Below are 21245 nucleotides of genomic sequence, written 5' to 3' on the forward strand. Positions count from 1 at the left end.
TATTATGATGGTATGACCTATACAGTCGATGTTTTGAAGGAGGGTAAATTGAATGATCGAAATTGAAAAACCAAGGATTGAAACTGTTGAGATCAGCGAAGATTCCACATACGGTAAGTTTGTTGTCGAACCGCTCGAACGTGGATATGGTACTACTTTGGGAAATTCTTTACGGCGCATCCTTCTATCCTCATTACCTGGTGCAGCGATTACATCTGTACAAATCGATGGGGTATTACATGAATTCTCAACTATTGAAGGGGTAGTAGAGGACGTTGCTTCAATTATTTTAAATCTAAAGAAACTTGCTTTGAAAATTTACTCCGATGAAGAAAAAGTTCTTGAGATTGATGTGAAAGGTGAAGCAACTGTAACAGCTGCTGATATCACTCACGATAGTGACGTTGAAATTTTAAATCCAGATTTATACATTGCAACAGTCGCAAGCAACGGTCATTTGCGTATGCGCATGTATGCAAGAAGAGGCCGTGGTTATACTCCTGCTGATCAAAACAAACGTGAGGATCTTCCTATCGGTGTGATCCCGATCGACTCTATTTACACTCCAGTTTCACGCGTTAATTATCAAGTGGAAAATACTCGTGTAGGACAAAACTCTGACTACGACAAATTATCCCTTGATGTCTGGACAGATGGAAGCATCGGTCCAAAAGAGGCGATTTCACTCGGAGCGAAAATATTAACGGAACATCTAAATATTTTTGTTGGTCTAACAGATGAAGCACAAGCAGCGGAAATCATGGTAGAAAAAGAAGAGGACCAAAAAGAAAAAGTATTAGAAATGACAATTGAAGAATTGGATCTTTCTGTTCGTTCCTATAACTGTTTAAAACGTGCAGGTATCAATACCGTATTAGAACTTACGAATAAGACGGAAGACGATATGATGAAAGTTCGCAACCTCGGTCGTAAGTCTTTGGAAGAAGTAAAAGCTAAACTTGCAGAACTTGGTTTGTCTTTGCGCAAAGACGACTAAGAATCGCTATTTATTATGTTCGAATAAAGGAGGGAACATTCATGGGTTACAGAAAACTTGGCCGTACTAGTTCTCAACGTAAAGCATTATTACGTGATTTAGCAACTGATTTAATCATCAATGAACGCATTGAGACAACTGAAGCTCGTGCAAAGGAATTACGTTCAGTTGTTGAAAAAATGATTACATTAGGTAAACGTGGAGATTTACATGCTCGCCGTCAAGCAGCAGCATTCATCCGTCGTGAAGTAGTAACTACAACTGATGAAGATGGCAATGAAACAACAAAATTTGCGCTTCAAAAATTATTTGATGATATCGCACCACGTTATGCTGATCGCCAAGGTGGCTACACACGCATCTTAAAAGTAGGTCCTCGTCGTGGCGATGGAGCACCTGTTGTAATCATCGAGTTAGTTTAATTTGAAGGGGGTGCCCGGGCCTTTTCCGGCTTGATCGCCCCTTTTTTTACAAATGAATGATTTATACGACAATTACAAAGCACTTGAGCGTTACGATGATCGAATATTAATTCGTATCGTCTAGCTCTCCGCACCTCATTCATCCGATGGCGGAACGAAAGAGACCGTTTAATCGTTTATTAAATGTTAGCGCATTTCTCCTGAATGAGGTGCGCGCTTTTTTATTCATGTCAAACTATTTATAAAAATAAAATACGTTTTAACTTTTTGAAAAAATTAAACGTATTTTATTTTTATATATAGTGGGTTTTCTTGGATTAGTAGAGCCTAGGGGAGGGGAGCGAAGAAGTGACCGAAATATTATCGTTTAATAATGTATCTTTTTCTTATACACCAGATAAACCGGATGCCCGCAAAGCCGTTGAAAACGTCTCATTTACAGTGAATGAAGGAGAATGGATTGCCATTGTTGGCCATAATGGTTCAGGCAAATCCACAATGGTAAAAATGATTTGCGGTCTCCTTTTCCCGCAAGAAGGAGAAATTCGTGTCTTGCGCAATGTATTAACAGAAGAAAACCTTTGGGAGATTCGCTCAAAAATCGGAATGGTGTTTCAAAATCCGGATAACCAATTTGTAGGGGCTACCGTGCAAGATGACGTAGCCTTCGCATTAGAAAATAACGGGATTCCCTATGAAGAAATGGTGGAAAGGGTTTCCTCTTCACTGAAAAAAGTTAAAATGTATGAGTTTTTAAATCATGAGCCTCACCATTTATCCGGCGGTCAAAAGCAGCGGGTAGCCATTGCCGGCGCCCTTGCAATGCAACCGAAATTATTGATTTTAGATGAAGCTACTTCCATGCTTGATCCTCAAGGACGAGAAGAGGTTTTACATACGGTTTTGGATTTACGCAAACAAATTGGATTAACCGTCTTATCGATTACACACGATGTTGAAGAAGCTCTTCTTGCAGACCGCATTATTTTTATGAACCAAGGGAAGAAATACGCAGAAGGTACACCAGAAGAAATTTTCTCATTAGGGGACAAGATCATTGAATTTGGCCTAGAATTGCCTTTTGCCATGAGAATGACGACATTGCTTCAAGCAAAGGGTGTACCACTCACAGGTAAAAATTTAACAGAAGAAGAGTTGGTGAATGATCTATGGACATCAAACTTCAACAAGTAAGCTTTGCCTATTCAGTAGGTACACCTTTTGAAAAGTATGCATTATTTGACGTGAATTTGAACATCCCATCAAAAACATATCATGCCATCATTGGACATACCGGATCCGGTAAATCCACGATCCTGCAGCACTTTAACGGTTTGCTTAAGCCAACGAAAGGTGTCGTGCAGCTAGGAGAACGGAAAATTGAAGCAGGAAAAAAGGCAAAGGAGTTAAAACCAATTCGCCAAAAGGTCGGCATTGTGTTTCAATTTCCAGAGCATCAACTGTTCGAAGAAACCGTGTTAAAAGACATTATGTTTGGCCCCATGAATTTTGGCATTTCTGAAGAGGAAGCAGAAAAGAGGGCTCGGGAATGCATAAAGTTGGTCGGTTTGCCGGAAGAAGTGCTTGAGAAGTCTCCCTTTGACTTATCTGGCGGGCAAATGAGAAGAGTAGCCATTGCTGGCGTATTAGCAATGAATCCAGAAGTCATCGTATTGGATGAACCAACGGCAGGGCTCGATCCAAGAGGCCAAAAAGAAATCATGGATTTATTCTATCGTTTGCATAAAGAAAGAGGATTAACAACGATTCTTGTTACCCACAGCATGGAAGATGCGGCAAAATACGCAGACCAAATTTCCATTATGCATGAAGGGCACTGTGTGCGGACAGGAACGCCTCGGGAGATTTTTGCAGACAACGAGTTTCTAAAAAAATATCGGTTGGAAGTGCCGCGCATCGTCAAATTCCAGCAGAAGATTGAAAATTTAATTGGACAATCCCTCTCTAAAGTCTGCTTAACGGAAGAAGAGTTGGCAGATGAAATTGCCCGGGTAATGAAGGAGCGTGATCAATCATGATGGAGAAAATGATTTTTGGACGTTTTATCCCTGGAAATTCCTTCGTCCATCAGTTAGATCCACGTTCCAAACTGATCTTTACCTTTGTTTTTGTCATTATTGTTTTCTTGGCAAATAATGCAATTACCTATGGTTTATTATTAGCGTTTACTTTGTTTGTCATTTTAATTTCCAAAATCCGCTTATATTTCTTAGTGAACGGATTAAAGCCGGTAATTCTGTTGATCATATTTACGTTTCTTATCCATATTCTCTTCACGAGGGAAGGAAATGTCCTATTTGAACTTGGCTTTTTAAAAGTATATGAAGGCGGATTGCGGCAAGGATTTTTCATTTCCATCCGGTTCGTTGTTCTGATCTTTATCACAACAATCTTAACATTAACAACTTCGCCAATTTCTATTACAGATGGACTAGAAGTCTTATTGAATCCGTTAAAAAAATTAAAATTGCCAATTCATGAGTTGGCATTGATGATGTCCATCGCTCTCCGTTTTATTCCAACGTTGATGGATGAAACGGATAAAATTATGAAGGCGCAAATGGCAAGAGGCTCCGACCTAGGTTCAGGGCCTATAAAAGATCGGATTAAAGCGGTTGTTCCGCTGTTGGTTCCGCTGTTTGTTAGTGCCTTTAAACGAGCTGAAGATTTGGCAACAGCAATGGAAGTTCGAGGCTATCGTGGGGGAGAAGGTAGAACTCGGTACCGCAAACTAAAATGGGATGCGAAAGATACGATTTGCATCTTTGCGCTAGTTTTCATAACGGCCCTTTTAGTATACTTCCGCAGTTAGAAAAGGGTGATGTATTTGCGACGAATGAAAGCAGTTATTTCTTATGACGGCACTAACTTTTCCGGCTATCAAGCGCAGCCGGGAAAGCGCACAGTGCAGTCAGAAATAGAAAAGGTGTTGACAGCCATGCATAAGGGAGAACAGGTGCGCATCTTTGCCAGCGGGCGTACAGATGCGCGGGTGCATGCGACGGGACAAGTTATACATTTTGACACGCCTCTCTCCATTCCAAGTGAAAATTATAAAATTGCGTTGAATGCGCAGCTTCCTGGAGATGTCCGCATTTTAGAGATGGAAGAAGTTTCGCCGGATTTCCATGCCCGTTTCAGTGCAAAAGGGAAACGCTATCGATATAAATGGAACTGTGAGGAAGTGCAAAGTCCATTCAAAAGACACTATACGGTTGAAACGAAAGGAAGAAAACCGGACGTAGGAAAAATGGCGAAAGGTGCAGAGTATATGATTGGCACCCACGACTTTACGAGCTTTTGTGCAGCGAGCACGCCAGTGGAGGATAAAGTACGCACCATTTATTCCCTTAAGTTCGAGTGGCATGATCAGGAACTTCATATGGTGATCGAAGGAAACGGTTTTTTATATAATATGGTGCGCATCATCGCAGGCACATTATGGGAAGTGGGAATCGGAAAAAGGGAGCCGGAGTCCATCAAGGATATACTGGAATCCAAAAATCGTGAAATGGCTGGCACGACCGCTCCCCCCCACGGATTGTATTTAGAAAAAGTGTTTTATGAATAGAAAACAACTTACCCTTGTGTATAACATTTTTCTTGACTATTGCTTTAATCTATAATATTATAAGATACGGTATTTTCATTCCACTTATAAGCCCCGAATCTTATTAGTGTGAAAATGGAAAATTAACGGTTCATGAAATCGATTAGGAGGATATATACATGCGTACAACATTTATGGCGAAAGGTCATGAAGTAGAGCGTAAATGGTTAGTGGTTGACGCAGAAGGCAAAACGCTTGGGCGTTTAGCTTCCGAAGTTGCGGCTATTTTACGCGGTAAACATAAACCAATTTATACACCACACGTTGACACTGGTGATCATGTCATCGTAATTAATGCTGAAAAAATCCAATTAACAGGTAAAAAATTAACTGATAAAATTTACTACCGTCACTCACTTCATCCTGGCGGTTTGAAAAAACGTACAGCAGGCGAAATGCTTGAAAAAAATCCAACAAGAATGATTGAACTTGCAGTAAAAGGCATGCTTCCTAAAAACTCTTTAGGACGCAAAATGTTCAAAAAACTTCATGTTTATGCAGGACCAGAACATCCACATGCTGCACAAAAACCAGAAAGCTATGAGCTTCGCGGATAATTAATTAGAGGAGGATATTCACTTGGCACAAGTTCAATATACTGGCACAGGTCGTCGTAAAAGTGCTGTAGCTCGTGTACGTTTAGTACCTGGCGAAGGCAAAATCATCATCAACAAACGTGATGTAGAAGAATATATTCCATTTGAAACATTACGTGAAGTAATTAAACAACCATTAAAATTAACTCAAACTTTAGGTAGTTACGATGTATTAGTAAACGTGCAAGGCGGCGGTTTTACTGGTCAAGCTGGCGCTATCCGCCACGGTATCGCTCGTGCGTTGCTTCAAGTTGACCCAGATTTCCGTTCAACTTTAAAACAAGCAGGTTTACTAACTCGTGACCCACGTATGAAAGAACGTAAAAAATACGGTCTCAAAGGCGCTCGTCGCGCACCACAATTCTCAAAACGTTAAGATTTTATCATTTACGAAACCCTCAACCACTTATGGTTGGGGGGGTTCTTATTTTATGAGGTGCTGTGAAATCGTCCAAATTCGCACACGTAATATACATGAAATATACAGGTAGTATACAAACTTTTTTAAAAGAAAGACAGCTTACTTAAGCGTGTCTATCGCTATAAGCAGCTGCTCAATGTCCTTGTGAGTATATACATTATCCGTGATGTCTTTTCCTGCGTGACCCATAATTCTTCTAATTGATAGCTTGTTTGCTCCAGCGTTGTCCATCAACGTGGCGAATGTATGCCTGCAGTCGTGAGGTCTATGGTCAAGCTCTAATTGCTCCATGATCTTCTTCCATCTTTCATGATAGTAGACGTAGTAACTCATTTTATTTCCTTCGTGATTGGTGACTAGATATTCATGCTTGGGATTCATCCTCGCTTCAATTAGATGAAGTATCTTTTTATGAATGGGAATGACCCTATTCGTTCCTGCTTCAGTTTTGAAGCCGCCCCTAAAGCATCTTTCTTCTAAACGGATATTTTCGTTTTTAATCTCAACAAGCTCTCCTGGGCGGAGACCTGTGTATATCATAATCAATACCGTGTCGATAAAATCCAACCTATCAACGTGTTCCCACAGTTTGTTAATCTCATCCAAAGTGAATGGTTTTCTTGAACTTTTAGTATTGTTCCTCGGAAGCTCAACAAACCTTGCATAATCTTTATGAGTGAGGTCGTTTTCCATGGCGTATTTATATAATTGGTTGTATAAGATTTTTATCTTTCGTTTTGTTCCGTGGGATTTATCGCAGTTGTCTATAACTTCCTGCATGTGCGATTTTCTGATGTCGATGAATTTCATGTCATGTAAAGATTTAGACCGATTATAAGCCATAGTGTAGCCACTCTGACTCGATTTCGACATTTTAGGGAATCTCTCTTTTTTAAATCTTTCATAAACCTCTTTAAATGTAATCTTTCCAGCTGATAAATCGAATGGATTTTTATTGTACTCGGCCAACGCCATCATCGCTTTCGGTCTAGTTTTGTAGTAACCCAAGTATTCGTATTTTTGTTTCCCGTCATCCGTCCATCCTGTGGTAACTCTTACAGCCCACGGCCTTCTTCTTCTCCCAGAAAGCTTGAAAACAGATCCGTATCCGTTTGGAAGTTTCATCTATTATACCAACCTAGAATGTATGTTCTGTTTTAAATTATAAGAATTGCCAGAAAGAAAACGGGCAATTAAACGATATTATTATCTTTGGATTTTATAACCACCTAGAATTTTAGGTGTAGCAAGTTCCTTTCCATATCCATCTTTGAAGTAAACCATTACGGATCCGTCAGCTTTTCCTGAGTTTATAACTACTTTTTCAACAGCTGTACCCACAGATTCAGCAAATCTTTCTTTCTCGTGTTCTGGTGTATAGTACCAAACATCGCTAACAATTACATCGACAATTCCCCAGTCATCCCCAGACATAGGTCTAATATCAATAAGCACTCCTTCAGATACAGAAATCATTTCTGCAATAACGTTATTAAATTCATTATCAATATGCGATTTGACAGCTTCTTCACTTGGATACGCTACTGTACCACCTTCTATGGTAGCATTTTTTCCATTTAAATTATTTTCTGATGTTAGATTACCTGTTAAATTTTCTCCAACTCCGCCGTACACATCTTTAATGTGCTGTGGTTGTGGATGTTCATCAAGATTAAATCTAAACATTGCATTATAAGCAAAATATGCAGGACCCCATTCAGGTGGTATTTCAAAGTCATGGACGATCTTGCCGTCTTTCACCTCTAAAAAGTCACTTTTTACGTTAAAATTTCCATCTATTATACTAACTTCAAATAGCGCTCCATCTAACGCATTAGTTTCGATATTTACAGTGATTTTTCCTTCTGAAGCTGTAGCTGTCATACTACCAGTAAATTCCAAGATATCTGATAAATCGTTATCCTTACTTTCGTCATCGGTTGCAGTTTCGAGTTCATCTTCAACCTCTTCATTTAATGATACATTGTCATTCGAAACTTTTTCTGCTGTTGGAGCAGTAATCGTCGCTAGAATAAATGAAATGATAAATATGCTACCTACATATTTTAAAATACCTTTCCTAGTAGGATTTTCACTTTTTCTCAATATCAATCTTGGACTAATCAAACCAACAATAAGGACAATAAAAGAAACGGTAAATATCAACATAAATAATCCAAACACTTAAAACATTCCTTTCTAATAGTTTTATATTTTAATAGAAAATCAATTTCTATAACTAACAAATAAAAATAAATACGACTCCAGAACTTGGTATCGCTTCGTGTTGTTAAATTCTATTGAAGATATAAGTTGTTAAATCTTTTTAAATGCACAACTTCTCGGGGCACATTAGCCATCATCGCAATTTCGTAAATGGTGAGGTGACTATATTCTCTCATAAAGTCGTCCGGCATGAGTAGCTCAACGGCGAATTTGTTGGCTTCTATTTCGATTCTTTCGGTCGAGAATAATGTTTTTCTTTTTAGAAAAGGAGTGTTTGCATCGTGGTGTAATACTGCGTGGCCTAACTCATGAGCGCAAACGAAGGAGATTTTATCTTTGGCGTTTAAAGCAATCGATACTTTGGTATTGTTGGAAATGCAACAGTTTTTAGCCACGACGCTCGTTTTTCAAGTAAACGTGGAATGACAATGTTTACAGAAATAACGCTGTTTACGCAATTTTAAATAGGTATGAAAACCTGAAACACTAGGCATTTTAATGAGAGACGTTTTAAAACCGTGTTTAATGATTTGATCATCGAAGACATGGCCACAAGCATAACAAGCTTTTGATTGATACGTTAACGTCCCTTGAAAGACTTTCGCTTTTACTTTTTTGATCGTTTCGGTAGAACAAAAATTTTCATCAAATGTGATATTTTTGTCTTTTATATTGAGTAGGTTTCGTATAGAATGATGGTGAGACATGTGACGCAACTCCTTTGGAAAATGTGTTTTGGCGATTACATTTTACCAGAGTTTTGTCACTGTCTCATTTTTTGTTCAAAAAAATTGGTGCTGGTTTTTACTCACCAACACCAAATATTATAGAGCCGTTTATTCAAAATCAATAATGACTTTCAATGCTTTTTCTTTGGAGGCGTTTTGGAAAGTGTCGTAAGCATCGAGAATGTTTTCAAATTTGAAGGCGTGGGTGATCAACTCTTCCACCTTGATTTTTCCGCTTGAAAGGGTTTTCAACAGCATCGGAGTTGAGCTTGTTGAAACAAGTCCCGTTGTAATGGTCACATTTCGGATCCACAAATTTTGAAGTTCCAGTTCGACTGGTTTGCCATGCACCCCAGCATTTGCAAGATGGCCGCCCGGGGCAAGAATTTTTTGGCAGATGTCAAAAGTTGAAGGGAAACCGGCCGCTTCAATTGCTACATCTACTCCACGTCCATCCGTAAGTTCCAGGATTTGTTGAATTGCCGATTCTGCATTTTGGGAGTTGACAGTATCTGTGGCACCAAATTTTTTTGACGCTTCTAAACGGTTATCATCCAAATCGATCATAATGATTTTTCCAGGAGAATAAAACTGGGAAGTAATTAAAGCGGACATACCAATTGGTCCGGCACCGATAATCGCGACCGTGTCCCCCGGCTTCACTTGTCCATTCAGCACGCCGATTTCGAATCCTGTTGGCAAAATATCTGAAATCAAAACAGCTGCCTGATCGGAAATTCCTTTCGGGATATGGTACAAGGAATTATCGGCATGGGGAATGCGCACATATTCAGCCTGGGTGCCGTTGATCAAATGCCCTAAAATCCAACCTCCATCTTCGCAATGGGCGTAAAGGGATTGTTTACAATAATGGCAGCTTCCGCAAGACGTAATACAGGAAATGATAACCTTATCCCCTGGTTTGAAGTTTTTTACTCCGGATCCGACTTCCTCTACGATTCCTACTCCTTCGTGCCCCAAAATGGTCCCTTCTTTTACCGCCGGCACATCTCCGCTTAAAATGTGCAAGTCTGTACCGCAGATGGTTGTCTTGACGAGTCTTACGATTGCGTCACTGTCTTTTATAATTTCCGGTTTTTCCACTTCTCTCAATGCTTTTTTTCCTGGACCTTCATAGACTAGAGCTTTCATGTAGCAGCCTCCTTTATTATAATTCTTTCTTTAACATAATATATTTTCGGAAAATTTGCAATAAATGTTTTTGGCAATTAAAAAATGGTTCTTACGTTCTTTTGGTGAAAAGTCGAGATAATTGAGAATGAGAAGCTAAAAAATTCTATTTGCACACTGATTTTCTCAATTACTCCCTCCCTATCACCAAGATTGCGTAAGAGCCAAAAATTAATTACCATCAACAACCATTGGAATTGATGTGGTGACTGGGGTTGCAAGATTTACATATAACCAGTCCGTACTATACAGCGGAATAGAGTTTTTAACTGTAGCAGTAGGATTATTTGCATTAGGTGAGGTATTTAAAACTATTTTGGAAAAAGATTATAAACAAGAGGAAATTTCCAAAATCAATCGAATTATCCCGACGAAAGAAGAAATGAAGGATAGTGCAGCTCCTATTGCGCGGGGTTCGATTTTAGGATTTTTATTAGGCGTACTTCCAGGTGCAGGAGCAACGTTATCTTCGTTTTTTGCCTATTCCCTTGAAAAGAAAGTGAATAAAAAACGAGACAAATTAGGAAAAGGGTATATTGCGGGAGTGGCTGCGCCAGAGTCAGCAAATAATGCAGCTTCTTGTGGCGCAATGATTCCTCTATTAACATTAGGCATTCCAGGATCCGGTACTACAGCTATATTAATGGGTGCGCTGATCATGTATAACGTGCAGCCAGACCCCCTATTATTCCGGATATTGCAAAGCAAGAATGCCGCAGCCGATTGTATTTCAGGAAACTTTAGGAAAAAATACATTTGACAAAAACAAGGAGATTATGTTATGTATTAGTTAAATTTAATTTTCAGAAGATTATTTCAATTCTTTATATTAATATAAATTCGGTTCTCCAAAAAGGTTATTTTGAAAAAAACGTGTGTTCAATTAAATTTTTTTCATAGATTCATAAGCTAGCAAAAGAGGAGGTGGAAAATTGAGCAGCCAAAACAATGTGGTAACAATGAATAGTGAAGCTGTTTTAATGAATAAGCTGTCAGAGCCAGAGACCATTGCCCAATTAATTACCCTGCTTGATAATCTCGAAAAATTTAACGAATTATTTAGCGTCATTGAGCAATTTATTTCCCGCAGTCCAGAGATGGCGGATTCTATTAACAGGTTAATTTTGGCTTTGCGAGAGGAATTACCAAAAAACAATTTCATTAGTAATTTGAAAAAAAGCGTCGATACTTTAATGCGTATTCAAAGTCTAATTAACACTGAAGAATTCAAGAAAATTGAAGAAACCTTACTGAATGAAAGAACGCTTAAATTAGTAAGCAATTTATGCGGTTCTGTATCAGAAGCTGCTTCCAAAGAAAATTACAATGTTTCAGGCAGCTCCGGCATTTTTGTATTGTTGAAAGAACTGACAAGTCCAGAAATACAGCCTGCTATCCATTTTGTTTTGAACTTCGCAAAAATATTTTCAAAGGAGCTTAAGAATGCATGAACTGTCTATTGCATATAGTCTAGTGCAATTAGCAGTAGAGACTGCAGAACAAAATCATTTAAAAAAAGTGGAAGCCCTTCGCTTAAAGTTAGGGGTATTTTCTGGTGTAGTCAAAGAAGCATTGGAGTTTTCTTTTGATATTGCAACAGAAGGAACCATCATTGAAGGAGCCCGCTTAATTATTGATGAAATTCCATTAAAAATCTATTGTCCACAATGTGAAAAAGAGTATGTGCTAAAGAAGCCAGTTCCAGTCAAATGCCCGAAATGCAGCATTGGAACGGATCAGATTTTAGAGGGAAAAGAAATCGAATTATATGAACTAGTAGGTGGTTAATATTGAGCCAAGCTATTGAGCAGCCTCGCATCGTTAAAATAAGAGAGAATGTGTTGAAGAAAAATGATATTTTAGCTCGAGAATTAAGAAAGCGCTTCCAAGAACAGCAAGTTTACGTTGTCAATATAGTTTCAAGCCCTGGTTCCGGAAAAACAACATTGCTGACGGAAGTATTGGCACGGCTTAGCCAAAAATTTAATGTGGCAGCTTTAGTAGGAGATTTGGCAACAGAGAATGATGCCCATCGCCTAGAACAAAGCGGAGCAAAAGTAAAACAAATAACAACAGGAACAGTTTGTCATCTGGAAGCCCAAATGATTGAAGATTCCATAAAAAATTGGGATCTAAATCAGCTGGATTTTTTATTTATTGAAAATGTTGGAAATTTAGTTTGCCCTTCCAGTTATGACTTAGGTGAAAATTTACGGGTTGTCTTATTCTCTACAACGGAAGGCGAAGATAAACCCGAAAAATATCCGACAATCGTCAACAGCGCCGACATTGCCATTCTTACAAAAATAGATTTGCTAGAAGCGGTGGATTTTAATAAAGAATCATTTTATCAATCCATCTATCAATCTAGACCGAATATGAAAGTTTTTGAAGTATCAGCAAAAAAAGATATAGGAATTAATCAATGGATGGATTTCTTAATAGAAGAAAAAATGAAAGCTTTTAAAAAAATGGAGGTGTGAAGAGGTAATGGTAAATGTCTTTTGGATTCATGGAGGAGCCTGCAATGGAAACACACAATCCTTTTTAAATGCAGATGAACCTACCGTGATTGATTTAGTAACGGACTTTGGCATCAATATTCTTTATCATCATTCAGTTTCAATGGAATTTGGAAACCAGGTGAAAGAAATTTTAGACGACATCATTGAAGAACGTACGGAATTAGACATTTTAGTAGTGGAAGGCACCGTCATTCAAGGTCCGAATGGAACAGGCCGCTTCGATACGTTATTTGAACGCCCTAAAAAAGATTGGATTTATGATTTAGCCCATAAAGCCAAATTTGTTGTGGCTATTGGTGATTGTGCATGTTGGGGTGGAATTCCAGCAACAAGCCCGAATCCATCCGAATCAACGGGATTGCAATTCTTTAAAGATAAACCAGGCGGCTTTTTAACATCAGAGTTCCGTTCCAAAGCAGGTTTGCCGGTAATCAACATTCCAGGCTGCCCTGCCCATCCGGACTGGGTAACGCAAATACTTGTAGCGATTGCAACGGGCAGAACTTCTGATATTACACTGGATGAATATCACCGCCCTGAAACATTTTTTAAAACCTTTACGCAAACCGGCTGTACACGCGTTCAATATTATGAATATAAAGAACCGGTGGAAGAGTTTGGTCAAGGAACGAGAAAAGGCTGCCTCTTTTACGAACAAGGCTGCCGCGGTCCAATGACTCGTTCATCTTGTAACCGCATTTTATGGAACCGACAATCTTCTAAGACAAGAGCAGGCATGCCGTGCATCGGATGTACAGAGCCGCAATTCCCATTCTTTGATCTTGCGCCGGGAACTGTATTTAAAACGCAAAAAATCTTGGGAACAATTCCAAAAGAAGTGCCTACAGGTATGGATTCACTAAGCTATTCAACGCATGCTGCCATCGCGCGCACAGTAGCGCCTAAATGGGCAAAAGAAGATATGTTTGTACCGTGATAATTGGAAGGGTTGTAAAAATTAAGGAGGGGAGAATTTGGCACAGCAAACAATTAAGGTACCTTCGTTAGGTCGTGTAGAAGGGGATTTAGACGTCAAAGTAAAAATTGAAGATGGTGTGGTGGTAGATGCTTGGACAGAAGCGACAATGTTTAGGGGATTCGAAAAAATATTAATTGGAAAAGACCCTCAAGCTGGCCTCATCATGACGCCAAGAATTTGCGGAATTTGCGGCGGAAGCCACTTGACAAAATCTGCCTATGCGTTGGATACGGCATTTCATACTGAAGTGCCACCAAATGCCACTTTGATAAGAAATATCGCACAAGCGGTGGAAACACTTCAAAGTATTCCACGATGGTTCTACGCATTGTTTGCCATTGGGTTAACGCATAAAAACTATCAATCTTCTTCCTTATATGAAGAGGTAACGAGAAGATGGGCACCGTTTGTTGGAGTGAACTATGAAAAAGGAGTCATTCTTTCAGCAAAGCCGGTGGAAATTTATGCAATATTTGGAGGGCAATGGCCACATTCCAGCTTTATGATTCCTGGTGGGGTGATGTGTGCTCCAACTTTATCAGATGTGACACGTTCCATCTCCATTTTGGGATATTTCCGGAAAAATTGGCTGGAAGATGTTTTACTTGGCTGTTCAATGGAAAGATGGCTCCAAAACAAAACTTGGTCCGATGTGCTTGAGTGGTTGGAAGAAAAAGAAGAGCATTATGAATCCGATTTAGGATTGTTTATTCGTTACAGCCAAGAAATCGGATTAGATAAATATGGAGCTGGACCAGGCAAATATTTGGCTGCTGGAAGTTTCCCGCATCCTGAGAAATTTATGCATCCAACAATTGAATCAAGAAATAGTGCATTGATTGCCCGTTCTGGTGTATACGATGGTGAGAATTTCTATGATTTTGACCAAGCCCGAGTTCGCGAAGATCACACACATTCCTTCTATGAAGGAACGGGTTCATACCATCCATTTGAAGGATTTACAAATCCACTTGATCCAGAAGAAGGGCTAAAACAAGGAAAATATACGTTTGCAAAAGCTCCACGCTATTTATTGGATAACGGAGAAGAGACGCCGTTAGAAGTTGGACCGCTTGCAAGACAATTGATGGTTGCTCGGGAAGGCGCGGAAGATTGGCAAGATTATGATCCATTGATTTACAACATTGTAAAAGAAATTGGACCAAGCGTGATGGTTCGCGTGTTAGCTCGATTCCATGAAGCACCAAAATATATTCGTTATGTACAAAATTGGTTAAAGCAAATTGACTTGAATGAGAAATTCTATATAAAACCAGGCGAATTAATTGAAGGAAGAGGTTTTGGAGCAACGGAAGCAGCGCGAGGATTTTTAGCCGATTGGATTCAAGTGAAGGACGGAAAAATTGAAAAGTATCAAATTATTACACCGACTGCATGGAATATTGGACCACGTGACCGCTTTGGCCAAAGAGGACCAATCGAAACGGCATTAATCGGCACACCAATTAAAAATCCGGAAGATCCGATCGAGCTGGCACATATTGCACAAGGCTACGACTCTTGCCTTGTATGTACAGTCCATGCATATGATGCAAAAACGAATAAACAATTAGCAAAGTATCGTGTAACGAATTTTTAAAAGTTAGAGATGCATTAAATGCAAACAAAACTATTAGAGGGCACTTTTCTCATAAGCCCTCTAATTTATTCATAAAAGTAATCATTAATGGGGGACAGCATGATTACAATTATAGGCTGCGGTAATTTGATTCGAAAAGACGATGGAGTTGGTCCGATTTTAATACGAAAATTATGGGATTTAGGTGTTCCTTCGCATGTGCGCTTAGCGGATGGAGGAACGGCGGGAATGGATGTCGTATTCCAAATCGGAAAAGCTGAAGAATTGATCATTATTGATGCTTGCACAACAGGAGCTGAACCGGGGACGGTGTTTGAAATACCCGGTGAGGAAGTGGAGGAAACGCCGTTAGAGAATATCAACTTGCATGATTTTCGCTGGAATCATGCCATTGCCATGGGAAAATGGCTTTTGAAAAATGACTTTCCAAAAAAAGTAACGGTCTATTTAATTGAAGCTCAGGATTTATCTTACGGTACGGGGCTTTCGCCAGCAGTGGATGAAAGTGTAAACAAACTAGCCAAAAAAATCATTCGGAAAGTATCAGGTGAAGAAATTGAAGTGTCAAATAACTGAGAGTGGCTATTTACATATCCCTGCAGAAATTGCACAACAGTATTTTACGACTGGGGCAGTGATCGCCCTTTTGAAAGGAAAAGAACTGCTGATCATGCCAGTGAATTATGTAGGAGCTGGCGGGTTAATTTTAAAATATCGCAATGCCAAAGGAGACCGTTCTGTATTGCTTTCCGAACTTTTGCCGGAAGATGTGGACTATGGTATGCGTGACGTCCAGTGGGATGAAGAAGCATTGGCGCTTCGGATACCACTTTATATAACGTAAGATTGCCCGATGTTTTTTGGCATAGAAAATCTTTGAGGGTATGCTCGGACAATTTCCCGTCATTGGAACGGGAATACCCGAGATCCCCCCACTTATTGATAAGCGAAATTTTGTAGTGGATTGGATGGAAGGGGAGTGTCAAAATGTTAAAACGTCAGCCAATTGGTGTATTTCCAGGTACAGCAGGATTCTTTTTATTGCCTCCCATTGATCATGCGGATACCATTATGCCTTCTTTACTGCAAGGTTTTATGCCAAAACCTTGTCCGAAAGAATGGCAATTTTTTTTAGCTGCAATTGAAGGAGAACCGGTTGAGAGAGTAGAGGAGTTATTGCCTGAAACACCGGAAGGCCATTTTAATCGATTTATTTTATATCCAGAGAAAGAATATTACGAAAAAGCAAAATCCATGTTGGAAGAAGATTTGCTTTTGCTTTTAGATGCAGTTGCCTGGCGTTTCAATATGAAGCAAGAACCTCCCTGCTATGAAGACAAAACAGTTGGCGAAATTCGCGCTTTCATTTTAGCAACCCATGCGTATGATGCTTTTCAACAGAACAACTGGATAAAAGGAATTGAACTATTAGAAGAAGCTGCTCAAGCTGTCCAGGATATTTCACCGATTTTTTCAGCAAGGCTGCTAAGTGAAGCGGCTTCAACGAAACAATCATTAGGAATGGTAGACAAGCAGTTAATTGAGTTATATAAAACAGCATTAAAACTAATCGAACAATCGCCTTTTGAAGATATGCGTGCAGAATTGACTTTTCAGCTAGGAACAGCTTATCAGGAATTAGCAGATGGCAATAAAACCTATTATCAGGAAGCCATCAAATGCTATAACAAAGCATTAAAAACGTTCAGGAAAGATCAATATCCTGAAAACTACGCCATGATTCATATGAATTTAGCTTTGTCTTATATAGCGATGCCGCCCAATGCCCATAATTATCAATTAAAAAATGCAATGGCGATTCAGTCGCTTCGGGAAGCATTGCGTTATCTGGATAAAGAGATCCATAGGGATTTATGGTGCAGTGCAACAATTAATTTAGCCAATGCATTGCAATATGCTAAGTCTTCCCACATTGAAGATAACTTATGGGAAGCTGTGGCGCTTTATGAAGATGTGTTAAAAGTGCGCAGGAAGGAAACAGATCCTCATGGCTATGCACGGCTTGTCGCAAATCAAGGTACAGCCCTCTCTCATCTGGGCGCGTTCTCCAGCGCGGTCCCAAAACTAACCGAAGCAAAACAAATTTTTAAAGAGCTTGGTGATAAGGAATCTGCAAAAGTTGTGGAGGATATGTTGCAGGAAATCAGGATGAAACAAGAAGAACTTTCCAAACAGTAGCGGGGGGAAGCTAGTGAGCGATTATGAAAAACAATATTTTAATACATTGCTGCAAATAGCAACAGAGCGATTGGTAGAGCGGGCCGTTCAACGGTCGGAAGGTGCAGAAAAAGCTTTGCGCCTGCTGCGTACAGACCCTTATGGCAACGGGATATGGCTGGATAAATTCATCAATGCTTTTTTTGAGGAATTTTTACTTGATAATACTGCTGGTTCTTGTTTTATCTTGCAAGCATTATCAAAAAGGCGTTATAACTTAGAATTATTGCCTCAACAAGCGTTAACGGTGGAAGAAATTATCAAGAAGATGGCAAAAGAAGTGTTTGGGGAGCTGTTAAAACAAAAGGCAGAGGAATTGCTTGAACAGCATGTAGCTTTTGGGGGGTGAACCTTTTGAAAACACCATCGAGAAGTGTAGAGGATTTGACAGGGCGGATCGATCAAATTTTAAGAGAGATACGGGACATGGATTTTGCGGACTATCAACTGAAAAAAATCATGGAGTTAAAAAAAGCCATAGAAGCTTTTCATGAAGATGCCCTAAGAAAGCTAGTCAAAATTGTGCGCTCAACGGATGAAGGAAAAAGGTTGATGATGGAGGCGATTGAAGACCCTTCTGTCTATACGATGCTTTTATTGCATGGAATTATTAAACAAAACTTATATACAAAAGTCGCAGCGGTTATGGAAGAGATTCGGCCTTATTTAAACTCCCACGGCGGCAATATTGAATTAGAGAAAATAGAAGACAATGTGGTCTATGTACGAATGCAAGGAGCTTGTTCGGGGTGTTCCTTATCGGCGGTGACATTAAAAAGTGTAGTGGAAGAAGCCATCAAAACTCGGGTTCCGGAAATTGAAAGAGTTGAGATGGTGAACGAGTTATCTCCGGGCTTTATGCCATTTCATCAACAAGTGGACGAGGGGAGCTTATTAGATTCATGTTGGAGAGAAGGGCCAAATATCAAAGAGCTTCAAGAGAATAAACCCTATTACATCTCGATTGATGGCATAGATGTGTTGCTCATTATTATTGATAACAAAGTAATGGCTTACCGAAATCGATGCCCTCATAAAGGAATCCCTTTTTCACAAGAGGCAGTTGAGCAAGAAGGAAATATGTTTTTAATCGGGCATGACGAAACGTTTCGCTTTGACTTAACCAATGGGGAATGTATAACTGTCCCATATATTCAATTAGAACCGTTTCCTGTCCGAATAGAAAATCAAAAAGTGTGGATTAGAACCGGGAATGGGGGGATTGTAGATGTGCTTAGCGATTCCAGGAAAAATCATTGAGCTTTTGGATGACAATTTGGCGATGATTGACGTTTCAGGTGTTAGACGTAAAGTCAACATCAGTTTAATCAAACACGAAAATGTACAAGTAGATGACTGGGTGTTAATCCACGTCGGATTTGCAATGAATAAAATCAGTGAAGAACAAGCGAAAGAGCAATTACAGCTGTTAGCGGAAATTGGAGAAGAACAGGAAGCGTTAGCAGAAGTGAAAGGCTATCAATTTGAATAAGTGGATATGATTGGGGGATAAACATGAAAATGCGATTTGTGGATGAATTTCGCAATCCTGAACTCATCCGAAAAACTTTAGATGAAATTGAGCGAATCATCGAGCCGGATGACCATTTCCGTATTATGGAAGCATGCGGGGGGCATACCTATTCCATTTTCCATTTCGGTTTACAAGAATTATTGCCGAAAAATATTGAGTTTATACATGGACCAGGTTGTCCTGTTTGTGTTCTTCCTCCAGGTCGTGTGGATGAAGGATTGGAGATTGCATCCAAAAATTCGGATGTGATTTTTACAGCTTTTGGGGATGTGATGCGAGTGCCCGGAAAAAAAGGCTCGCCTTTAAACTACAAAGCGATGGGTACAGATGTGCGGATGATTTATTCGCCTCTTGATGCATTAAACATTGCCATAAAAAATCCAGATAAAAAAATAATATTATTCGCAATCGGTTTTGAAACGACGGCGCCTTCTACGGCCATTACGGTGTTAAAGGCAAAAGAATTGGATATCGACAACTTTTTCGTCTATTCCAACCATGTAAAAATCGTACCGGTTTTAAAATCCATATTAGATCAGCCCAATATGAGGATTGATGGTTTTATAGGACCGGGGCATGCATCAGTCGTCATTGGCGCCCACCCTTATGAAATTATTGCAAAAGAATATAAGAAGCCGGTTGTGATTTCTGGATTTGAACCGTTGGATTTATTACAGTCCATTTTAATGTTAATCAAACAATTGAAAAACGGGGAATCCAAAGTGGAAATTCAATATAAGCGGGTTGTGATGGAAGGAGGCAATGTTTCTGCGCTCGAAATCATAGATCAAGTGTTTGAAGACCGTCCAGCATTCGAATGGCGCGGATTAGGCGCGATTCAAAATTCTGCATTGAAGCTAAAGCCAGAATTTGCGAAATGGGACGCAGAAGTGCAATTTAATGTTGAAAAAATCACGATTGAAGAAAATAAAGATGCCCAATGCGGCGAGGTGTTAAAAGGAATGCTCAAGCCAAATCAATGCAAATTGTTTGGAAAAGTATGCACGCCAGACAATCCTGTCGGCGCTCTCATGGTTTCTTCTGAAGGGGCGTGTGCAACTTATTACAATCATCTCTATTCAACCATGAGCTTATAACATTTTATCAAGGAAAAAGGAGTCGTTGCCATGCTGAAAGAGAAAATCGCATTTAGAGAACCAACCATTCAACTAGCCCATGGAGCCGGCGGGAAGGCAAGCAGGAGGTTAATTGAGGGACTATTAGCGCCATATTTAAATGTTAGTGAATTAAATGATGCGGCCTATGTCCAAATCGATCAAGCCCAAATTGCTTTTACAGCAGATAGTTTTGTAGTGAATCCATTGAGATTTCCAGGAGGTTCCATTGGAGAGCTAGCAATCAATGGAACGGTAAATGATCTTGCAATGGGCGGTGCGAAACCACTGGCAATTGTGACAACTTTCATCATCGAAGCGGGTCTGGAAACAGAAATATTGGAAGCTGAAATAAAAGCCATGCATGAAGCGGCGGAAAAAGCAAATGTGGCCATTGTAGGCGGCGATACAAAAGTGGTCGAACATCAAAAAGCGGACAAGCTGTTTATTACAACAGCAGGCATTGGTTTGGCGGATCCAAGAGTCAATTTATCAGCAGGCAGGGTGAAGCAAGGAGACAAAATCATTCTCTCAGGGCCTATTGGAGATCATGGCATCACCATTCTCTTTGCCCGGGGAGAACTTGACTTAGAGGCAGATATCAAATCAGATACCCGTGCAGTTTGGCCCTTTGTTTCGAAACTGATTGATGCTGCAGCACCGGGATTAAAATGGATGCGAGATCCAACCCGTGGAGGAATGGCGACGGCTTTAAATGAACTAGCAAGAGATGCAAAAGTGGCAATCATGCTTGAAGAAGAAGCCATCCAAGTGAATCCAGAAGTTCGCGGCGCTTGTGAAATACTAGGTCTTGATCCTATGCATATTGCAAACGAAGGACAATTCATTGCTGTTGTTAGTGAGGAATATGCCGATGCCGCATTAAAAGCCATTCAACAAGTTCCAGGTGGAGAACAGGCAGCCATCATTGGAGAAGTGTTTGAAAGCGACCGCCATATTGTCCTTTCCCGCTCTTCCTATGGAGGAACGCGTGCGATTGATATGTTAGTCGGTGATCCGCTCCCACGGATATGTTAGCAAT

General features: G+C 39.8%; 26 protein-coding genes and 1 pseudogene. 22 read left to right on the forward strand and 5 right to left on the reverse strand.

Features of this window, described 5'->3' with window-relative positions; genetic code table 11:
• The first annotated feature begins 52 nt into the window (after nt 1-52).
• From DKZ56_RS03175 to rpsI, 8 genes are all read left to right on the forward strand, one after another.
• Nucleotides 53-997: a DNA-directed RNA polymerase subunit alpha gene (locus DKZ56_RS03175; protein WP_208651285.1), complete on the forward strand. Its 945-nt coding sequence runs from the start codon at nt 53-55 to the stop codon at nt 995-997.
• Nucleotides 998-1038: 41 nt separating this feature from the next.
• Complete coding sequence (gene rplQ, locus DKZ56_RS03180; protein ID WP_208651286.1) at nt 1039-1419, forward strand: 50S ribosomal protein L17; 381 nt, start codon at nt 1039-1041, stop codon at nt 1417-1419.
• Nucleotides 1420-1767: 348 nt separating this feature from the next.
• On the forward strand, nt 1768-2613 hold the full coding sequence (locus DKZ56_RS03185; protein WP_208651287.1) for an energy-coupling factor ABC transporter ATP-binding protein: 846 nt from the start codon (nt 1768-1770) through the stop codon (nt 2611-2613).
• Nucleotides 2589-3458 carry an energy-coupling factor ABC transporter ATP-binding protein gene (locus DKZ56_RS03190; protein ID WP_208651288.1) on the forward strand — a complete coding sequence of 290 codons (870 nt, stop codon included), beginning with the start codon at nt 2589-2591 and terminating at the stop codon, nt 3456-3458. Before DKZ56_RS03185 ends, DKZ56_RS03190 begins: the two co-directional genes overlap by 25 nt.
• The gene (locus DKZ56_RS03195) at nt 3455-4252 is read left to right on the forward strand and encodes an energy-coupling factor transporter transmembrane component T family protein (protein ID WP_208651289.1); all 798 of its coding nucleotides are present in this window, start codon (nt 3455-3457) and stop codon (nt 4250-4252) included. The genes DKZ56_RS03190 and DKZ56_RS03195 overlap by 4 nt, the downstream gene beginning before the upstream one ends.
• 15 nt (nt 4253-4267) lie before the next feature.
• Nucleotides 4268-5011 (forward strand): tRNA pseudouridine(38-40) synthase TruA, encoded by a 744-nt coding sequence (truA, locus tag DKZ56_RS03200; RefSeq protein WP_208651290.1) that lies wholly within the window; start codon nt 4268-4270, stop codon nt 5009-5011.
• A 158-nt stretch (nt 5012-5169) separates the two neighbouring features.
• The gene (rplM, locus tag DKZ56_RS03205) at nt 5170-5607 is read left to right on the forward strand and encodes a 50S ribosomal protein L13 (protein ID WP_208651291.1); all 438 of its coding nucleotides are present in this window, start codon (nt 5170-5172) and stop codon (nt 5605-5607) included.
• 22 nt (nt 5608-5629) lie between these two features.
• Nucleotides 5630-6022, forward strand: a complete 393-nt coding sequence (gene rpsI, locus DKZ56_RS03210) for a 30S ribosomal protein S9 (protein ID WP_208651292.1) — start codon at nt 5630-5632, stop codon at nt 6020-6022.
• 144 nt (nt 6023-6166) lie between these two features.
• On the opposite strand, the gene DKZ56_RS03215 is transcribed toward rpsI, so the two are convergent.
• From DKZ56_RS03215 to DKZ56_RS03235, 5 genes are all read right to left on the reverse strand, one after another.
• Nucleotides 6167-7192 (reverse strand): tyrosine-type recombinase/integrase, encoded by a 1026-nt coding sequence (locus DKZ56_RS03215; RefSeq protein WP_208651293.1) that lies wholly within the window; start codon nt 7190-7192, stop codon nt 6167-6169.
• 81 nt (nt 7193-7273) lie between these two features.
• Complete coding sequence (locus DKZ56_RS03220; protein ID WP_208651294.1) at nt 7274-8251, reverse strand: hypothetical protein; 978 nt, start codon at nt 8249-8251, stop codon at nt 7274-7276.
• Between the two features lie 113 nt (nt 8252-8364).
• A complete protein-coding gene (locus DKZ56_RS03225; RefSeq protein WP_208651295.1) occupies nt 8365-8688 on the reverse strand; it encodes an ImmA/IrrE family metallo-endopeptidase in 324 nt (107 codons plus the stop codon).
• A gap of 12 nt (nt 8689-8700) precedes the next feature.
• Nucleotides 8701-9000 carry a transposase family protein gene (locus DKZ56_RS03230; RefSeq protein WP_208651296.1) on the reverse strand — a complete coding sequence of 100 codons (300 nt, stop codon included), beginning with the start codon at nt 8998-9000 and terminating at the stop codon, nt 8701-8703.
• A gap of 129 nt (nt 9001-9129) precedes the next feature.
• Nucleotides 9130-10173 carry a zinc-dependent alcohol dehydrogenase family protein gene (locus DKZ56_RS03235; RefSeq protein ID WP_208651297.1) on the reverse strand — a complete coding sequence of 348 codons (1044 nt, stop codon included), beginning with the start codon at nt 10171-10173 and terminating at the stop codon, nt 9130-9132.
• A gap of 226 nt (nt 10174-10399) precedes the next feature.
• On the opposite strand from DKZ56_RS03235, the pseudogene DKZ56_RS03240 reads away from it, so the two are divergent.
• The 14 genes and pseudogenes from DKZ56_RS03240 to hypE form a co-directional block, all read left to right on the forward strand.
• Nucleotides 10400-10903: pseudogene (locus tag DKZ56_RS03240) on the forward strand (tripartite tricarboxylate transporter permease); the annotation flags it as partial.
• Nucleotides 10904-11144: 241 nt separating this feature from the next.
• Nucleotides 11145-11663 (forward strand): helical membrane plugin domain-containing protein, encoded by a 519-nt coding sequence (locus tag DKZ56_RS03245; protein WP_208651298.1) that lies wholly within the window; start codon nt 11145-11147, stop codon nt 11661-11663.
• Nucleotides 11656-12000, forward strand: a complete 345-nt coding sequence (gene hypA / locus DKZ56_RS03250) for a hydrogenase maturation nickel metallochaperone HypA (RefSeq protein ID WP_096550093.1) — start codon at nt 11656-11658, stop codon at nt 11998-12000. Before DKZ56_RS03245 ends, hypA begins: the two co-directional genes overlap by 8 nt.
• A gap of 2 nt (nt 12001-12002) precedes the next feature.
• Nucleotides 12003-12695, forward strand: coding sequence for a hydrogenase nickel incorporation protein HypB (hypB, locus tag DKZ56_RS03255; protein ID WP_245989585.1), 693 nt, complete (start codon nt 12003-12005; stop codon nt 12693-12695).
• A gap of 7 nt (nt 12696-12702) precedes the next feature.
• Nucleotides 12703-13674 carry a hydrogenase small subunit gene (locus tag DKZ56_RS03260; protein WP_208651299.1) on the forward strand — a complete coding sequence of 324 codons (972 nt, stop codon included), beginning with the start codon at nt 12703-12705 and terminating at the stop codon, nt 13672-13674.
• Between the two features lie 37 nt (nt 13675-13711).
• Nucleotides 13712-15316 (forward strand): nickel-dependent hydrogenase large subunit, encoded by a 1605-nt coding sequence (locus DKZ56_RS03265; protein ID WP_208651300.1) that lies wholly within the window; start codon nt 13712-13714, stop codon nt 15314-15316.
• Nucleotides 15317-15415: 99 nt separating this feature from the next.
• Nucleotides 15416-15892: a hydrogenase maturation protease gene (locus tag DKZ56_RS03270; RefSeq protein ID WP_208651301.1), complete on the forward strand. Its 477-nt coding sequence runs from the start codon at nt 15416-15418 to the stop codon at nt 15890-15892.
• Nucleotides 15873-16160 carry a hydrogenase maturation protease gene (locus DKZ56_RS03275; protein ID WP_096550097.1) on the forward strand — a complete coding sequence of 96 codons (288 nt, stop codon included), beginning with the start codon at nt 15873-15875 and terminating at the stop codon, nt 16158-16160. Before DKZ56_RS03270 ends, DKZ56_RS03275 begins: the two co-directional genes overlap by 20 nt.
• A 143-nt stretch (nt 16161-16303) precedes the next feature.
• Nucleotides 16304-17515: a tetratricopeptide repeat protein gene (locus DKZ56_RS03280; RefSeq protein ID WP_208651302.1), complete on the forward strand. Its 1212-nt coding sequence runs from the start codon at nt 16304-16306 to the stop codon at nt 17513-17515.
• 13 nt (nt 17516-17528) lie between these two features.
• Nucleotides 17529-17903: a hypothetical protein gene (locus DKZ56_RS03285; RefSeq protein WP_096550099.1), complete on the forward strand. Its 375-nt coding sequence runs from the start codon at nt 17529-17531 to the stop codon at nt 17901-17903.
• A 5-nt stretch (nt 17904-17908) separates the two neighbouring features.
• The gene (locus DKZ56_RS03290; protein WP_245989586.1) at nt 17909-18814 is read left to right on the forward strand and encodes a NifU family protein; all 906 of its coding nucleotides are present in this window, start codon (nt 17909-17911) and stop codon (nt 18812-18814) included.
• Nucleotides 18783-19046 (forward strand): HypC/HybG/HupF family hydrogenase formation chaperone, encoded by a 264-nt coding sequence (locus DKZ56_RS03295; RefSeq protein ID WP_096550100.1) that lies wholly within the window; start codon nt 18783-18785, stop codon nt 19044-19046. Before DKZ56_RS03290 ends, DKZ56_RS03295 begins: the two co-directional genes overlap by 32 nt.
• Before the next feature lie 23 nt (nt 19047-19069).
• Entirely contained in the window at nt 19070-20185 is a 1116-nt protein-coding gene (hypD, locus tag DKZ56_RS03300) for a hydrogenase formation protein HypD (protein ID WP_245989587.1), read from the forward strand.
• A 30-nt stretch (nt 20186-20215) separates the two neighbouring features.
• On the forward strand, nt 20216-21241 hold the full coding sequence (hypE, locus tag DKZ56_RS03305) for a hydrogenase expression/formation protein HypE (RefSeq protein WP_208651303.1): 1026 nt from the start codon (nt 20216-20218) through the stop codon (nt 21239-21241).
• The last annotated feature ends 4 nt before the right edge of the window (nt 21242-21245 follow it).

It is taken from the genome of Ureibacillus thermophilus (genome assembly GCF_004331915.1).
Taxonomy (GTDB): Bacteria; Bacillota; Bacilli; order Bacillales_A; family Planococcaceae; genus Ureibacillus; species Ureibacillus thermophilus.

Bases quoted from the DNA above. Each gene is read 5' to 3' on its own strand.
- DKZ56_RS03175 (WP_208651285.1), top strand. From the start codon at position 53: ATGATCGAAATTGAAAAACCAAGGATTGAAACTGTTGAGATCAGCGAA.
- rplQ (WP_208651286.1), top strand. From the start codon at position 1,039: ATGGGTTACAGAAAACTTGGCCGTACTAGTTCTCAACGTAAAGCATTA.
- DKZ56_RS03190 (WP_208651288.1), top strand. From the start codon at position 2,589: ATGGACATCAAACTTCAACAAGTAAGCTTTGCCTATTCAGTAGGTACA.
- DKZ56_RS03195 (WP_208651289.1), top strand. From the start codon at position 3,455: ATGATGGAGAAAATGATTTTTGGACGTTTTATCCCTGGAAATTCCTTC.
- rplM (WP_208651291.1), top strand. From the start codon at position 5,170: ATGCGTACAACATTTATGGCGAAAGGTCATGAAGTAGAGCGTAAATGG.
- DKZ56_RS03215 (WP_208651293.1), bottom strand. From the start codon at position 7,192: ATGAAACTTCCAAACGGATACGGATCTGTTTTCAAGCTTTCTGGGAGA.
- DKZ56_RS03230 (WP_208651296.1), bottom strand. From the start codon at position 9,000: ATGTCTCACCATCATTCTATACGAAACCTACTCAATATAAAAGACAAA.
- DKZ56_RS03235 (WP_208651297.1), bottom strand. From the start codon at position 10,173: ATGAAAGCTCTAGTCTATGAAGGTCCAGGAAAAAAAGCATTGAGAGAA.
- hypA (WP_096550093.1), top strand. From the start codon at position 11,656: ATGCATGAACTGTCTATTGCATATAGTCTAGTGCAATTAGCAGTAGAG.
- DKZ56_RS03260 (WP_208651299.1), top strand. From the start codon at position 12,703: ATGGTAAATGTCTTTTGGATTCATGGAGGAGCCTGCAATGGAAACACA.
- DKZ56_RS03270 (WP_208651301.1), top strand. From the start codon at position 15,416: ATGATTACAATTATAGGCTGCGGTAATTTGATTCGAAAAGACGATGGA.
- DKZ56_RS03280 (WP_208651302.1), top strand. From the start codon at position 16,304: ATGTTAAAACGTCAGCCAATTGGTGTATTTCCAGGTACAGCAGGATTC.
- DKZ56_RS03295 (WP_096550100.1), top strand. From the start codon at position 18,783: ATGTGCTTAGCGATTCCAGGAAAAATCATTGAGCTTTTGGATGACAAT.
- hypD (WP_245989587.1), top strand. From the start codon at position 19,070: ATGAAAATGCGATTTGTGGATGAATTTCGCAATCCTGAACTCATCCGA.
- hypE (WP_208651303.1), top strand. From the start codon at position 20,216: ATGCTGAAAGAGAAAATCGCATTTAGAGAACCAACCATTCAACTAGCC.